Raw genomic sequence first — 14,982 nt, forward strand, 5'->3', positions numbered from 1 at the left:
GGCTTCAGCATAGACATGCTATCTGCTGTCATCAACGCGTGCCGGGAATACCGGCTAAAAAGGTATTGATGCTGAAGCCAAGACCGAAACGCTGCACGTCATGGTCATAGTCGATCAGGCTCTCGCCGTAGCCCTTGTAATATTGCAGATAACCGCGAACCTTGCCGAACAGCGGGAATGAATAGTCGAGCTGTCCGCCATAGTGGGCTTTGCCCGGATTGCCGCGAACCATCAGTGAGACTTCCTGATCGCCGAAGGCGCGCACGACGGTCAGATCACCGTAGCCGAGGTAATCTTCCAGGTCGGGGTTGTCGTCCTCTTCGTCATTTTCCGGAATACGCCAATGAGGGGCGACACTGAAGGCCCAGTCGCCACGCTGGAATATCGACTCGGCATAGAGGCGATTCCAGCTGCGCGACAGCGGATCCGACCGACCATTGGACTGGTGGGCAAAACCTACCCGGTTGATGGTGTTGGTCCATCCCAGTACCGTCCAGCGGTTGTCGAAGCTCAAGAAGCCCTCGGGCTCGTAGTTCGTCTCGCGAAAGGGCGCGGACGCCTCGGAGTTATAGGCCTGCCACCAACTGCGCTGGGTATAGGCGAAGTATAGATCGCCGTTATCGCCGAACATGTCGTCAAGCAGTTTGATCTTGAAACTCAGCTGAAACTTGATTTCCGAATTGTCGACGTCGCCCTCGGAGGTGATTTCGCGGAAATCGGACTTGTCGGGATTGGTGTTGTAAGTCCAGGGCAGGATGTAGTTGCGGCGATAAGTCGTGATCGCCAGCGGGTTCTCGGCAGTTTCGGCTTCGAGATTGCGGCGCACTTCCGCCTGCTCGTTCGCCTGCTGGACCGGATCGCTGGCGGCCGTATCCTGTGCGGCTGCCAATGGTGTGGTCAGCATCCCCATCAATAGAAGACTGGTATGGCGCAGCGAACGAATGGGCGTCATAAGACTGTCCTGTCAAGATGATCCAATAGGGAGAAGCACGATCCGGTCGATGCCAATCAGGCTTCTTTTAAAGTAGTGACGATTTCTAGCATGTCGTCGGGTCAAGTCCAAACTCGTCCAGCGAGGTAACGAACGCCTCGGAATCCGTTCGCGCTGGCGGTAAACTCCGAATTCGACCGGAGATCGTACCTTGCGAGAGCGACGGTAGCCGCATGAACGAAGTTGACGAGGAGAGGGCATGTCGGATTCCCCGGCCGAGCGCGAGTCAGTCAGGCAATCGGGCTCTCTTGCCCGCGGATCATCTGAATCCGAGAGAATAGCCAACCCGACGGCGATCACGTCGGCGACGATGCTGGAAGGGAGGCCCGCGATCCCGTCTCGAGCCCCTGCCATCCTCAAAAAAGTGGCTCAGCGTACCACGTTCTTCGCCCTCGTATTGTGCATACTGGTGACAAGCGCTGTCGCCCTGGCGCAACAGCCGGGAAGCCTGCCGACACGCGACAGGCTCAAGGCGGAACAGCAGAAGCTCGAGCAGATCGAGACACCCAGCGAGCAGCAGAAGGCCGATCGCGAAGATCTGCGTGCCGCGCTGCAGACGCTGGACTCACTGGAGGCGCTGCGCAAGGATCTGAAGGCGCTCGAGAACGCGGCGCAGCAGGCGCCGCAGCGTATTCGCGAGCTCGAGCGCCAGCTCTCTGCACTGAGTGACGACAAGGCGCCTTCGGGCGAGTCGCTCGATCAGCTCTCGGTGGAGACGCTGGGTCAGAGGACGTCCGACTCTCTCGATCAACTGGAGGCGCTGCAGAGCCAGTTGGCCACGGTCAACGCCCGCCTGATCAGTGCCGAGACGCTGCCTGAGCGGGCTCAAGCGGCCATCGCCAGCGCGATGTCCGATGCAGAGCAGGCGCGAACGGAGCTGGAGACGCCCGAGGATGGCGAGACCCGAAGCTTCGATCCGGCCCAGGCACGCTATCAACTGGCGCTCGCCCTGGCCGAGCTGCAGGCCGAATATCATCGTCGCGAACTGACCAACAACACTCAGCTTCGCGAGCTCGATGCACAGCGCCGCGAACTGCTGCAGCGCCAGGTCGCCATCGAAGAAGCCCGCCTGAATGCGCTGCGCGCAGCTCTCGATCGCCAGCGCCGCGCCGAATCGGAGAAAGCGGTCGCCGACATCGGCGAAGAGGATAGCGCGGCGATCTCCGCACATCCGGTATTGCGTGATATCCAGAAGACCAACCGCGAGCTCAGCGATCGCCTCCTCGGGATCACCGATCGCACCAATGAGCTGATCCGACAGGCAATCGATACCCGCTCGCAGCTCGATCGGGTGCGCCAGGTCAAGCGGACGCTCAACGAGCAGATCGAGGCGATCCGCGGCAGTCCTTTGTTGTCGCGTATTCTCAACGAGCAACGCCGAGCGTTGCCCGACATCGACGAACTGGGCGGCTTGCAGGAAGAGATCGCCAAGACGCGATTGAGCCAGTTCGACCTGGTCGAACAGCGCGACGCACTTCGCCAGCCGCGCGAACTGGCCCAGAAGAGCTTGGCCGACACCGATATCGATGTCACCCCTTCGCTGATCGATTCGTTGACGAAGCTGTTTCAGTCCCGCAGCGAGATCCTGGAGCAGCTCGATCAGGAGTACGGCAACCTGCTGACGGTGGCGATCGATCTGCAGCTCAACCAGGAACAGCTGGCGAGTCTCACGACGTCGCTGCGCGGCGTCATCGAAGAGCAGCTTTTCTGGGTCGCGAGTGCGCGTCCGCTGACATTGAGCTGGTGGCGGGATGCGCCCGATCTGCTTGCCGACCAGGTGCGAAGTGGCGCATGGAAGCAGGCGTTGGCGAGCTTCTGGCAAGTGCCGGATATCCGGGCGCTGGCGGTCATCCCTGTGTTGTTGCTGACGGCTACGCTGCTGGTGTTGAGACGCCGAATCAAGGTGCGGTTACTCAACCTGCACGAGCAGATCGGCCGGCTCAAGCGGGATACCCAGATGCATACGCCGCGGGCGATTTTCTACAACGCGCTGCTGGCGGCGCACGGGCCGCTGATCATGGCGGTAATAGGCGGTTTGCTGCGACTCGGCAGCGATGATTTCGCCGAACGCGTGGGAGAATCGCTGCTGCAGCTGGCACTGGCGTGGGGCGTCTTGGGGTGGGCGCGACGGCTGCTGGTGTCGGATGGCGTGGCGACGCGCCATTTCCACTGGTCGACCGGCTACGTGGCACGTCTGCGTCGGCTGCTGTTCTGGCTGGGAATTTCGCTGATCCCGGTCATCCTCATCAGCGGCACCTCGCCCGGCAGCCAGGCCGAACTATCCACGCGCCCTCTGTTCCTGCTGCTGTTGCTGGCGGGGCTGCTGGCGATGAGCGGGATTCTGGTCCGACTGATCCTGGCCCACGTGCCGTATTTCGGTCTCAAGCTGTTTCGGCTGCTGCTGGGGCTTGGGCTGGCACTGGTACCGCTGGTGTTGGGCGGGCTGATTGCAATGGGCTATGAATACGCCGCATTGCGGTTGATCGGGCGATTCATCAATTCGCTCTATATTTTCGGGCTGTGGATTCTGGTCGAGGCCACGGTGGTTCGCGGGTTGGCCGTCGCCCAGCGGCGCCTGGCCTATCGCCGGGCGGTAGCGCGTCGACGGGCGCAGATCCAGGAAGGCGCCGAGGGCGGACTCGAGGTGGTCGAAGAGCCGCCGCTGGACATGGAGCAGGTCAACCAGCAGTCGCTGAGACTCTCCAAGCTGATCCTGTTCATCGGCTTTACCTTTGCGTTCTACCTGATCTGGTCGGATCTGCTCGAAGTCTTCTCCTATCTCGATAACGTGAGCGTGTGGGAAATCGAGCGTGGGCAAGGCGAGGCGATGACCCTGGACCCGATCACGGTTGCCGATATCGTGATCGCCCTCATGACGGTGGCATTGACCATGATGCTGGCACGCAACCTGCCGGGGCTGCTGGAGGTCATGGTGCTGTCACGCCTGACGCTCAAGCAGGGTAGCGCCTACGCCATTTCATCGCTGCTGTCCTACACCATCGTCGGTACCGGGGTGGTGGTCTCCCTCGGTACGCTCGGGGTTTCCTGGGACAAGCTGCAGTGGCTGGTAGCGGCATTGGGCGTGGGTCTCGGTTTCGGTCTGCAGGAGATCTTCGCCAACTTCATTTCCGGCCTGATCATCCTGTTCGAACGTCCGATGCGGATCGGCGACACCATCACGCTCGGTCAGCTCCACGGTTCGGTCAGCCGGATTCGTATCCGGGCGACGACGGTGACCGATTTCGACCGCAAGGAGATCATCATTCCCAACAAGACCTTCGTGACCGATCAGTTGATCAACTGGTCGCTGTCGGACAACGTGACTCGGGTCGTGCTGACCTACGGCGTGGCGCACGGCTCCGATCTCGACGAGGTGCACCGCCTGCTGCGGCAGGCCGCGGACGAAAACCGGCGAGTATTACGGGACCCCGAGCCTCAGGTGTTCTGTATCAGTTACGGGCCGACGGCGTTCAACTTCGAACTGCGCATCTTCGTCAACGATCTGCTGGATCGGCTCTACGCCAGCGACGAAATCAACCGGCGGCTGGATCAGATGTTCAAGGAGCACGGGATTCGCGTGGCTTTCAACCAGATGGACGTATGGCTGCACGGCGATAACGGCCAGATGGCGAAGATCCAGAGCGCCAGCGGGAACGACGTGTCACTGGGTTCGGAGCCTGAGTCGACATCTCGCTCGCCGTCGGCATCCCGGGTTGCACGCCAGTCTCGCAGCGGCGACGACGGTCACCTGGGTGATGCCGACGTCGGCGGCGCCGGCCACGATGGCGGCGATGGAGGAGCAGACGGCGGGCGTTGATCGCACCGCCTCGAAAAGAGGGAAGTCGCTCAGCGGCGCAGGGCGTGAAGCAGGAATTCGTGGTTGCCGTCGCCGCCCTGGATCGGGCTGTCCTGCCAATGATCGATGTCGAGTCCGAGGGAGTCGCAGGCCTGATGCAGCGTGTCGGCGACTCCCCGGTAAAGGCCGGCATCGCGGACGATGCCCCGCGAGTCGACCTTGCCGGGACCGACCTCGAACTGCGGTTTGACCAGCGAGTATAGCTCGCCGCCTGCGCGCAGCACGCGGGCGATTTCGGGCAGAATCAATGTCTGGGAGATAAACGAGACGTCCATCACCACCGCGTCGAAGCCCTCGGGCGCGAGTGTTTCCAGCCGGGTGGAAGGTAGCTGGCGCGCATTGACGCCCTCCAGGCAGGTGACTCTATCGTCATCGCGCAGCGAAACATCGAGCTGATCGTGGCCCACCTCGATACCGACGATCCGTTTCGCCCCGTAGCGCAGCGCGCAGTCGCTGAATCCGCCGGTGGATTGGCCGATGTCGAGTACGGTAAAGCCATCGAGGCGCCGGCCCATCGTTTCCAGCAGCGCTTCCAGCTTGAGGCCGGCTCGTGATACGTAGCGCTCTTCCGGTGCCTCGGCGATGCGCAGTTCCGTCGTCTCCGGCAGTTTCTCGCCCGGTTTGGTCACGACTCGCCACCCACCATCGGCGCCGATGCTGACATGGCCTTGGCGAATCAGGCGCTGCGCCCGGGTGCGCGATCGCACGTGCACGGTGACCAGCTGGTCGAGGCGTTTCATCGGGTGTTCACTCCTGCGGTGTCTGGGGGAGCGGAGAGGGGTCTGCCAGCGGCCCGTCGGCATATGTCGAATGGTTCTTGAAGGCTTGCTGCCACTGCTCCAGTAGCGTCTGGCGCTTGAGGGTATCCAGCGTCGCCAGCAGGCCGGGGCCGATCTGGACCGGTCGGATGGCGTCCCCCAACCGCTCGCGCAGGTCGGCAGCGGTGCCGATGCCGTCGATCGAGGGGTGCACGGCACCCAGCGTGGTCTGCGTGGCGAGAAGGCGTTGCGCCGGCGCGCTCAATAGATATTCGACGAAACGCCGTGCCGTGGCGGGGTGGGGGGCGTCGCGGGAGATCATGACCAGGCGTTGCAGCACCAGGGCATAATCCTTGGGCACGACCATGACCAGTTCGGGATGCTTGGCGACGTAATCCTGCACGTAGGAACCGATCAGGTTATAGCCGATCCAGTAGCGACCGTCACTGAGCCCTTCGAGCATCGCCGCCGTCGTGGTCTCCAGCGCGCTATGGGTCTTGCCGAGCGCTTCGACCAGATCCCAGTATCGAGCCGAGATTCGGGCGTCCTCGATGGCGTAGGTATAACCGGCGCCACTGCGTCGCGGATCGTAGGTGACCACGCGATGGCTCAAGGCCTCGGGCTGTTGCTGTAGCAGCTTCAGAAGCTCGGCGTGACTCTGCGGCGGCGGCATGTGCCTGACCAGGTCCCGTCGGTAGACCATGACGATGGGTTCGAACGTGAAGCCGAACAACTCCTGACGCCAACGCGCCCAGCTTGGCCATGCCGCTGCGGCGGGGGAGTCGACCGGGGTCGAGAGCCCTTCGTTGGCCAGCTGATACTGCCACGGCATCGCGGGCGACATCACCACGTCGGCACGTGGTGCGCCGCGCTCCTGCAGTACCCGTGCGTGTAGCGCCAGCGTCTCCAGGTTGTGGTAGGCGATCGCGATATCCGGATTCCGGCGGTGAAAGTCCGCGAGCAGCGGACGCACCTGTGGCGGATCGACGACGCCATAGATGGTCAGCGGTTGCGGTGACTCGGTGTCTGCGGCGAAGTGCAGTGTCCTTGCCTGCACCGAGGCTGGCAGCAGCACGGTCAGCAGCAGCACAAGAGCCCGCAGGGCGGCATCGAGCTGCAAGATTCCAGGTGTCGCGATCATCAGGCGTTCACCGGAAAGGTCAAGGCGATGGACAGGCCGGGGCGCTCGGGATCGCCGGGCCGGGCCGCTTGCAGGCTCAGTCGAATGTCATGGGCACGGGCGATGCTGTCGACGATCGCCAGACCGAGCCCGCTGCCATCGCCGGTCTGCTGGCCGCGATGAAAAGGGCGCAGCATCAGCAGGCGCTGGGGCTCGGGAATCCCCGGGCCATCATCTCTGACCACCAGGCGTGGCGGTGCATCGGTGACCTGAACGGTGATCTGGCTGGCGCCGTAGAGCGAGGCGTTGTCGATCAGGTTGTTCAGCGCCTCCTCCAGTTGCCAGTCGTTGCCGAGTACCACCACGGCCTGTTCGGGGATTTCGACGCCGAGATCGATGCCTTGGCGGTGATGGCGGGAAAATGCCGCTCTCACGCAGCGCTGAGCCAGGGCGGCAAGGTCGACCGCCTGCTTGGCCGGCGTCGCCTCCGGGTTGTTGAGTCGGGTCAGCGACAGCAGTTGACCGGCCAGTCGCGCGGTATGGGTCGCGGTGCCGTGCATGGTCGCCAGTGCTTCGCGCCAGGCGTCAGGGTCCGACTGCCGCATGGCCAGTTCCGCGCGAGCCGAGAGACCGGCCAGCGGCGTTCTCAATTGGTGAGAGGCGTCGCCGATGAACCGTTCCTGATTGGCGCGCACGCGGCGCATGCGCGCCAGCAATTCGTTCAGCGCCTGGCGCAGCTCGGCCAGCTCGCGGGGGAGTGCCAGTTCGAGCGGTGCGAGGGTGCGCGGGTTGCGCTGGCGGATCGCGCGGCGCAGCCGGGTCAGCGGTTCCAGCGCGAAGCGGGCCGAGAGCAGGACGACCACCATGGCAAGCCCGGCGATGATCACGATATTGATCAGGCTTGCCAGGAACAGTTGATTGGCCAGGGCCTCGCGGCCTTCGCGGGTCTGCGCGACCCTGACTTCGAAGCGATCGCTTCGATCCCAGCCCTCGAGGCGCGCGCGCAGCACGCCGAGCCGCACGGGCATGTCACCGGAGATCACGTCGCCGTAGCTCATCCGATTGCCATCCCTGGCGGGCAACGAGGGTAGCGAACGGTTGCCGGTGACGAAACGGCCCTGGGCATCGTAGAGCGCATAGAAGACCCGTTCCTCGGCGTCGGTGGCGAGCATCTCCAGCGCCGAAGGCGGCAGATCCATCCAGAGTCGGCTCTGCTGCCAGCGGACCTGCTCGGCAATCGAAAGCGAGGCGGCATCCAGCAATCGATCGAAGGCGCGATCGGCCGCTTCACGCGAAGCAAACCAGGCCTGCAGCAGCATGATGGCGACCAGCAGCACCAGCGGAAAGAGCAGCCAGATCGTCAGCCGCCGATAGAGACTCAGATGGGACAGCCGCCATCGCCTTGACGAGCTCACTCGGCCTCCAGCAGATAACCGATACCGCGAACCGTACGCAGCCTGACGTCGGACGCGGCCAACCGGCGCCGCAACCGGTGCACGTAGACCTCGATGGCGTTGTCGCCAACCGGTTCCCCGGCAAAGGCGTCTTCGAGCAGTCGCGCCTTGTCCACCGGCTCGCCACCGTAGTGGATCAGGCACGCCAGCAGGCGATGTTCTCGCGGCGGCAAGGAGAGCACGGTGCCGTTGAGGGTGAAGTGCTGACGTTGACGGTCGAGCCGCAGCGAGCCGAGCGCCAACGGCTCGCTCGGATCATTCTGGCGGCGCCGCAATAGCGCGCGAACCCGCGCTTCCAGTTCGTCGAGTGCGAACGGTTTTGCGAGATAGTCATCCGCGCCGAGATCCAGGCCCCTGACGCGGTCCTCGATCGCCGCCCGAGCCGTCAAGATCAGCACCGGCGTATGACGGTCGCGCGCGCGCAGGGTGGCCAGCACCTCGAGACCGCTGCGGGTCGGCAGGTTGAGATCGAGCAGGATCAGATCGTAGTCGTGATCGAGCGAAAGGCGCGCGAGGGCTTCACCGCCGTCACCGAACCATTCGACGCGCTGGTTCTCGACCGCCAGCGTTGCCGTCAGGGTACTGGCGAGCAGAGGGTCGTCCTCGATCAACAGCAACTTCGGGGACATGGAAAACTCCTGAAGACGAAGGCGAGAGGATGGCCCTCGACCCGCAGCCGAGATATTCCCGCTCTCTCACGCTTTGCGGGCGGTGAGCCAGCGATGGCTTCGCCCATCGCGCATTGACAGGCAATTGTAAACGAATCGATCGAGATGACATTGAACTTTAGTCGGCTTTTGTACTCGCGGCGTTGACCCTTGCATGGCTTCACCCTAATTTCCGCCCATGGGAACAAAGTTCTACCTTACGAAACTGTAAGGTTGGCGTCAGCCACGAATAACTCCGCTTCATCAGCAAGGAGAAGCAACCATGTTTGCAGTCAAGACAATCAAATGGGTGGCGGCGGCAGCACTGGCCCTCACTGCCAGCAGCGCCATGGCATTCGAACCTGCCGGCAAGGTCGAATGTATTGCCCCGTCGGATCCGGGCGGCGGCTGGGATTTCACCTGCCGCAGCGTCGGTAACGTGCTTGAAGAGCTCAAGCTGGTGCCCGCCAGCGTTCAGACCATCAACATGGCCGGCGCCGGCGGCGGCGTCGCTTTTGCCCACACCGTCAGCAAGCGAGACGGCGACAATCAACTGCTGGTAGCTGCCTCCACGGCGACGACGACGCGTCTGGCGCAAGGCCAGTTTCCGGGCATGAATGCCGACATGGTCAACTGGATCGGTGCCGTGGGTGCGGACTACGGTGTCATCGCGGTATCCAAGGATTCACCGTATCACGACCTCAATGAGCTGATGGAGGCGATGAAGAAGGATCCGCGTGCGGTCAAGTTCGCCGGCGGCAGCGCCAACGGCGGCTGGGACCACCTCAAGGTGCTGATCGCTGCCAAGGCGGCGGGGGTCGAGAACCTGCCGCGCATCCCGTACCTCTCCTACAACAATGGTGGCGAGGCGATGACGCAGGTCATCGGCGGTCACGTCGATGCCTTCACCGGTGACATCACCGAAACCCAGGGCTTCCTCAAGTCAGGCGACCTTCGCGTACTGGCGGTGCTCTCCGATGAGCGTTTGCCGGGCGATCTGGCCGATATCCCCACGGCGAAAGAGCAGGGTATCGATGCGGTTGGGCCCAACTGGCGGGGCTTTTACGTCCCGGCCAACATCGATGACGACGCCAAGCAGTACTGGGTCGATGCCGTCGACAAGCTCTACGCCAGCGATCAGTGGAAGAAGGTCATGAAGAGCAACGGTCTGATGCCGTTCCACCCGGATTCCAGCGAATTCCAGGCCTTCGTCAAGCAGCAGATCCAGGATATCCAGTCGCTGTCCAAGGAAATCGGGCTGATTCAATGAGCAAGTTCAATGACCGCGTCTTCGGTTTGGTCATGCTGGTGATCGCCGTTGCCTACTACTACGGCGCCACCCAGTTTCCGGTCCCCTTCGGGGGATCGGAAGCCGTTGGGCCGGAGACGTTTCCCAAACTGTTGGCCGTCATTCTCGCGATCTGCAGCCTGTACATGATCGTCAAGCCCGATCCGGACAACCATTGGCCGGTCGCCAAGACGTTCGTCGAGCTGGGCATTGCCGTCGTCGTGCTGATCGCCTACGCGCTGCTGCTCGAGCCGCTGGGCTTCATCCTCTCGACCATGCTGGCCGTCGGCACGCTCTGCTGGCGGATGGGCGCGCGTCCGAAGAAAGCGTATCTCACGGGGCTGATCAGCGGTGCGGTGGTATTCGTGCTGTTCACCTATGGGTTGGAATTGCCGCTGCCGCTCGGCCTGCTGGAGATGAACTGATGGAGACGTTGCACTATCTTTCGCTCGGCTTCGGCGTGGCGCTGCAGCCCGAGAACCTGATGTTCGCCCTGATGGGCTGTTTCATCGGTACGCTGATCGGCGCGCTGCCCGGTCTGGGTCCGGCCAACGGTGTGGCGATTCTGATTCCGCTGGCATTCACCCTGGGCCTCAAGCCGGAAACCGCGCTGATCATGCTCACGGCGGTCTACGCCGGGGCGATGTATGGCGGGCGAATCTCGTCGATCCTGCTGAATATTCCCGGTGACGAGCCGGCGATGATGACCTGTCTCGACGGTTATCCCATGGCGCGCCAAGGCAAGGCGGCGGAGGCGCTGGCGATCTCGGCGATCGCTTCCTTCATGGGCAGCCTGATCGCGACGATCGGTCTGATCCTGCTGGCGCCATTGCTCGCTCGCTTCGCGTTGACGTTCGGCCCGGCCGAATACTTCGCGCTGTTCGTGCTGGCCTTTGCCACGCTGGGCGGTATCACCGGCAAGAACCCGATGAAGACGCTGATGGCCGCGGCGATCGGGTTGATCATCGCCACCGTGGGGATCGATCTTTCCACCGGCACGCAGCGCTACACCTTCGGGGTGCTGGAGCTCTACGAAGGGGTCGACTTCATCATCGCCATCGTCGGCCTGTTTGCGGTATCGGAGCTTCTGTTCTTCATCGAAGAGAAAGCCGGCGCCGGCCGCGAGATGATCAAGGTCAATCCGCTGAAGCTCAAATGGCGGGAGATTGCGTCGATCTTCCCGACGACGGTGAGAGGGGGCGTGCTCGGCTTCATCGCCGGGGTGCTGCCGGGTGCCGGCGCCTCGCTGGGTAGCTTCATCTCCTATACCCTGGAAAAGAAGATCCTCGGCAAGAAGGGCTATTTCGGCGAAGGCGACCCACGTGGGGTTGCCGCACCCGAAGCCGGCAACAATGGCGCCTCCAGCGGCGCACTGGTGCCGATGCTGACATTGGGTGTGCCGGGTAGCGGCACCACGGCCGTGCTGCTGGCGATGCTGGTGTCGCTCAACATCACGCCGGGCCCGCTGATGTTCACCCAGAACGCCGATCTGGTATGGGGGGTCATCGCGGCACTGCTGGTGGGCAACTTCATGCTGCTGCTGCTCAACATTCCGCTGGTCGGCGTGTTCGTGAAGATCCTGTCGGTGCCGCCGATGTATCTGCTGCCGATCGTGACCATGGTCGCGGTGGTGGGGATCTACTCGATCAGCCATTCGACCTTCGATCTCTACTTCATGATCGCCTTCGGCGTCGGCGGCTATATTCTGCGCAAGCTGGAAATTCCGCTGGTGCCGGTGATCCTCGGGCTGCTGCTGGGGCCGGAGATGGAGAAGAACCTGCGCCACGCGATGCAGATCTCCGACGGCGACTGGTCGATCCTGTGGAGCAGCGGTCTCTCCATCGGCTTGTGGGCGGTGGCGATCATCGGCCTGCTGTTGCCGGTCGTCGTGGGGCCGATCCTGCGTCGCCGGATGCAGGCGGCCAAGGCGAAAGTCGGCTGAATCACTGAAGTGACTGGGTCCATGCCCCGTACGGTTATCCCGGCGGGGCATTTTTGTTCGCCGCCATCCCGCTTGCCTTCGCCGCGATGGAGTGAGGTGCAACACGAATGAGTCACGAGGCCAAAAGTCGGTTGTGGGGGCGGACTCATGGATAACTTTTTCGAGACAAGCCAGCTGCGCTGCGGTTGCCGGAAGGCGATGGCGCTGTTATAGTGCGCCTCGCTCGGCAACGCCTTGATGGAACAGGCTTTGTCGGCCTTCGGTCTCATCGATGTGGTTGATGAATCGAACTATGGTGGCCCTTACCGGTCCTCCCGCAACGCTAAACCGCAAACCCCGCCAGGCCCGGAAGGGAGCAACGGTAGTGGTGGTCGCGTGTGCCGGGATGTGGCTGGTCGGGGCCGCCTCCATTTCGGGTCCCCCATCCGAATGGCCTCCACCATGGCCTGGCGCTTCGAAAGCCGGTCTGGCTCGACATTCGCTCCCGTTCGAAAGTCGCCCCCTCCTGCCTCGTCACGTTTCTGCCGACCCTGCTAGAATGGCCCGATCACTTCAGGCTCACCCAGGCTGACAACGATGTTTCGATCGTCGCGTTTCGATCGTGGTCACCGCGGTCCCTGGCGATCACGTTCAGCCGCGAGCCTATCTGCGAGGAGTATCGCGCCGCATGAGTTATCAGGTTCTGGCCCGCAAGTGGCGCCCACGTACCTTCCACGAGCTGGTCGGTCAGGAACATGTCAGTCGTGCGTTGATCAATGCGCTCGATCAGAGCCGCTTGCACCATGCCTATCTGTTCACCGGGACTCGGGGCGTTGGCAAGACCACGCTGGCGCGGATTCTCGCCAAGTGTCTCAACTGCGAGCAGGGAGTAACGTCACAACCTTGCGGCCAGTGCGAGACCTGTCTCGATATCGATAACGGGCGCTTCGTCGATCTGATCGAAGTCGACGCGGCGTCGCGTACCAAGGTGGAAGATACCCGCGAGCTGCTGGACAACGTGCAGTACGCGCCGACCCAGGGGCGTTACAAGGTGTACCTCATCGATGAGGTTCACATGCTGTCGACGCACAGCTTCAATGCGTTATTGAAGACGCTCGAAGAACCCCCGCCGCACGTCAAGTTCCTGCTGGCGACAACGGACCCCCAGAAGCTGCCGGTAACGGTACTGTCGCGTTGTCTGCAGTTCACGCTCAAGAACATGCCCCCGGAGCGGGTCGTCGAGCATCTGACTCGCGTTCTCGAGGCCGAGCAGATCGGCTTCGATCCTCAGGCGCTGTGGTTGCTTGGCAAAGCGGCCGACGGCTCGATGCGCGACGCCATGAGCCTGACCGACCAGGCCATCGCTTTCGGCCAGGGCGAGGTGCGCCGGGAAGACGTAGCCGCCATGCTCGGTACGCTGGATCACGCGCACCTGATCGCACTGGCCCAGGCGCTGGCGGATGTCGATGCGGAACGGCTGCTGTCCGAAGTGGCGGCATTGGCCGAGCAGGGGCCGGACTTTGCCGGCGTGCTCGATGAACTGTCCGGATTGATGCACCGGCTGGCGGTCGCTCAGATGGTGCCTGGCGCGCTGGATAACGGTCATGGCGACCGTGACGAGCTGTTGGCCCTGGCCGGACGGTTCAGCGCGGAAGACGTCCAGCTCTATTATCAGATTGCGCTGCAGGGGCGGGGCGACATCGTCAACGCGCCGGATACGCGTTCGGCGGTAGAGATGACGTTGCTGCGAATGCTGGCGTTTCGACCCCAGGGCGTACCCACGCCGCCGCAGACCGACTTGCCCTTGCGCAATACGCAGCAGGGGGACGGGTCGCAAGGCGCAGCCTCGTCGAGTGGCGATCGGCATGACCGGAGTGTGCCAACAGCTTCCGTGGCGCCGTCGAAAGTCAGCGCCGCGTCAGCGACGGCCGAGCCGTCCGCCGGTACTGAAGGCACCGTGGCCGCCGAGCAGGATGTGCCGTCTCCCGGTCCTCTGGAAAATGTTGCATCGCCAGCGACCGAGCCGTCGGCCTCACCAGCGCCGAGCCATGCTGACGAATCGCCGGACGACCGTCCGCCGTGGTCGACAGAGGCTTTCTCGACCGAAGCTGGCTCGACCGAAGCTGGCTCGACCGACGCTGGCTCGAAACCAGCCTCATCGGGGCAGCCGGCCGAGCGAGATCAGCGTGACGTGGTCGCGCCCGCTTCGGACGAGGAGGTCGGCTTCGATCACGGGGCGGGATTCAGCGCAGGGAACGGACTCGATGATGTCGCCGATTTCAATGACGAGGCTTACGCCTGGGCGACCGATTCGGCGGTGGTGGACGCTGCGTCGGAGGGGATCGGCGACGGCGCGCTGACTGCCGATGCGTCACCCGGCACCGATCAGGCCGCTGCCGCGCAGGTGGCGCGAGTTCACGATACGGACCGAGCGCCGATCGAGACGGCGGCTCCGGTGGAGTCGACCGAGGAGGTTACCGAGACGTCGATATCCCGGGCTGCCGACGATGTTGCGACGTCCTCACGGGAAGTTCCGGCAACCGCCGGAAAATTGACGCACGCGCTGTGGCTGGAGCGCTTCGATCAGTTGGGTATCGGGGGTCTGACCCGTAACCTGGCGGCGCACTGCGTCATCGAGAGCGATGACGGCAGCGTGCTGAAAATGACGCTGGACCCTGGACAGTCGGCGATGCTGTCGGATCTGCACACCGATCGTATCACCAAGGCATTGGTGGAGATCGGCTACGCTCGGCGTCTCGAGATCGACGTCGCCGAACTCGATGGGACTCGCGAAACGGCGAAGGCGAAGCGTGACCGTGAAGCGCGCGAACGCCATGCGCGTGCCGTTGAAGCCTTGCGTATCGACCCGCATATCCAAGAGCTGCAGGCGCGTTTTGGTGCCCGGCTGATGGAAGAGAGTGTGACCGCCGATCGTGTTTGACGCTGG

10 protein-coding genes and 1 other RNA gene are annotated in these 14,982 nt (G+C 63.2%); 6 read left to right on the top strand and 5 right to left on the bottom strand.

Annotation, left to right across the window (positions count from 1 at the left end):
* Nucleotides 1-31: 31 nt before the first annotated feature.
* On the bottom strand, nt 32-952 hold the full coding sequence (locus DOM36_RS15225; RefSeq protein WP_110643608.1) for a phospholipase A: 921 nt from the start codon (nt 950-952) through the stop codon (nt 32-34).
* A 448-nt stretch (nt 953-1,400) separates the two neighbouring features.
* Here DOM36_RS15225 and mscK point away from each other — a divergent pair, with 448 nt between their 5' ends.
* Nucleotides 1,401-4,808 carry a mechanosensitive channel MscK gene (gene mscK, locus DOM36_RS15230; protein ID WP_232823873.1) on the top strand — a complete coding sequence of 1,136 codons (3,408 nt, stop codon included), beginning with the start codon at nt 1,401-1,403 and terminating at the stop codon, nt 4,806-4,808.
* A 29-nt stretch (nt 4,809-4,837) separates the two neighbouring features.
* Here the strand turns inward: mscK and DOM36_RS15235 are convergent, their stop codons facing one another.
* The 4 genes from DOM36_RS15235 to DOM36_RS15250 are packed head-to-tail and all read right to left on the bottom strand — an operon-like array spanning nt 4,838 to nt 8,808.
* Nucleotides 4,838-5,587 carry a TlyA family RNA methyltransferase gene (locus DOM36_RS15235; protein WP_110643610.1) on the bottom strand — a complete coding sequence of 250 codons (750 nt, stop codon included), beginning with the start codon at nt 5,585-5,587 and terminating at the stop codon, nt 4,838-4,840.
* 7 nt (nt 5,588-5,594) lie between these two features.
* On the bottom strand, nt 5,595-6,746 hold the full coding sequence (locus DOM36_RS15240; RefSeq protein ID WP_110643611.1) for an extracellular solute-binding protein: 1,152 nt from the start codon (nt 6,744-6,746) through the stop codon (nt 5,595-5,597).
* The gene (locus tag DOM36_RS15245; RefSeq protein ID WP_232823874.1) at nt 6,746-8,140 is read right to left on the bottom strand and encodes a sensor histidine kinase N-terminal domain-containing protein; all 1,395 of its coding nucleotides are present in this window, start codon (nt 8,138-8,140) and stop codon (nt 6,746-6,748) included. Before DOM36_RS15245 ends, DOM36_RS15240 begins: the two co-directional genes overlap by 1 nt.
* On the bottom strand, nt 8,137-8,808 hold the full coding sequence (locus DOM36_RS15250) for a response regulator transcription factor (protein WP_110643612.1): 672 nt from the start codon (nt 8,806-8,808) through the stop codon (nt 8,137-8,139). The genes DOM36_RS15245 and DOM36_RS15250 overlap by 4 nt, the downstream gene beginning before the upstream one ends.
* 301 nt (nt 8,809-9,109) lie before the next feature.
* On the opposite strand from DOM36_RS15250, the gene DOM36_RS15255 reads away from it, so the two are divergent.
* The 5 genes from DOM36_RS15255 (at nt 9,110) to dnaX (ending at nt 14,976) form a co-directional block, all read left to right on the top strand.
* Nucleotides 9,110-10,096 (top strand): tripartite tricarboxylate transporter substrate-binding protein, encoded by a 987-nt coding sequence (locus DOM36_RS15255; protein ID WP_110643613.1) that lies wholly within the window; start codon nt 9,110-9,112, stop codon nt 10,094-10,096.
* Nucleotides 10,093-10,539: a tripartite tricarboxylate transporter TctB family protein gene (locus DOM36_RS15260; RefSeq protein ID WP_075570522.1), complete on the top strand. Its 447-nt coding sequence runs from the start codon at nt 10,093-10,095 to the stop codon at nt 10,537-10,539. The genes DOM36_RS15255 and DOM36_RS15260 overlap by 4 nt, the downstream gene beginning before the upstream one ends.
* Nucleotides 10,539-12,056, top strand: a complete 1,518-nt coding sequence (locus DOM36_RS15265) for a tripartite tricarboxylate transporter permease (RefSeq protein ID WP_075570521.1) — start codon at nt 10,539-10,541, stop codon at nt 12,054-12,056. The genes DOM36_RS15260 and DOM36_RS15265 overlap by 1 nt, the downstream gene beginning before the upstream one ends.
* A 303-nt stretch (nt 12,057-12,359) precedes the next feature.
* Nucleotides 12,360-12,456: signal recognition particle sRNA small type (gene ffs, locus DOM36_RS15270), an RNA gene on the top strand.
* 267 nt (nt 12,457-12,723) lie between these two features.
* Entirely contained in the window at nt 12,724-14,976 is a 2,253-nt protein-coding gene (dnaX, locus tag DOM36_RS15275) for a DNA polymerase III subunit gamma/tau (RefSeq protein WP_110643614.1), read from the top strand.
* Nucleotides 14,977-14,982 lie beyond the last annotated feature (6 nt).

This window comes from Salinicola sp. CPA57 (assembly GCF_003206035.1).
GTDB lineage: Bacteria > Pseudomonadota > Gammaproteobacteria > Pseudomonadales > Halomonadaceae > Salinicola > Salinicola socius.

What these genes read in the sequence shown, in the direction of transcription:
- DOM36_RS15225 (WP_110643608.1), bottom strand. Translation starts at nt 952, where the DNA reads ATGACGCCCATTCGTTCGCTGCGCCATACCAGTCTTCTATTGATGGGG.
- DOM36_RS15235 (WP_110643610.1), bottom strand. Translation starts at nt 5,587, where the DNA reads ATGAAACGCCTCGACCAGCTGGTCACCGTGCACGTGCGATCGCGCACC.
- DOM36_RS15240 (WP_110643611.1), bottom strand. Translation starts at nt 6,746, where the DNA reads ATGATCGCGACACCTGGAATCTTGCAGCTCGATGCCGCCCTGCGGGCT.
- DOM36_RS15250 (WP_110643612.1), bottom strand. Translation starts at nt 8,808, where the DNA reads ATGTCCCCGAAGTTGCTGTTGATCGAGGACGACCCTCTGCTCGCCAGT.
- DOM36_RS15255 (WP_110643613.1), top strand. Translation starts at nt 9,110, where the DNA reads ATGTTTGCAGTCAAGACAATCAAATGGGTGGCGGCGGCAGCACTGGCC.
- DOM36_RS15260 (WP_075570522.1), top strand. Translation starts at nt 10,093, where the DNA reads ATGAGCAAGTTCAATGACCGCGTCTTCGGTTTGGTCATGCTGGTGATC.
- DOM36_RS15265 (WP_075570521.1), top strand. Translation starts at nt 10,539, where the DNA reads ATGGAGACGTTGCACTATCTTTCGCTCGGCTTCGGCGTGGCGCTGCAG.
- dnaX (WP_110643614.1), top strand. Translation starts at nt 12,724, where the DNA reads ATGAGTTATCAGGTTCTGGCCCGCAAGTGGCGCCCACGTACCTTCCAC.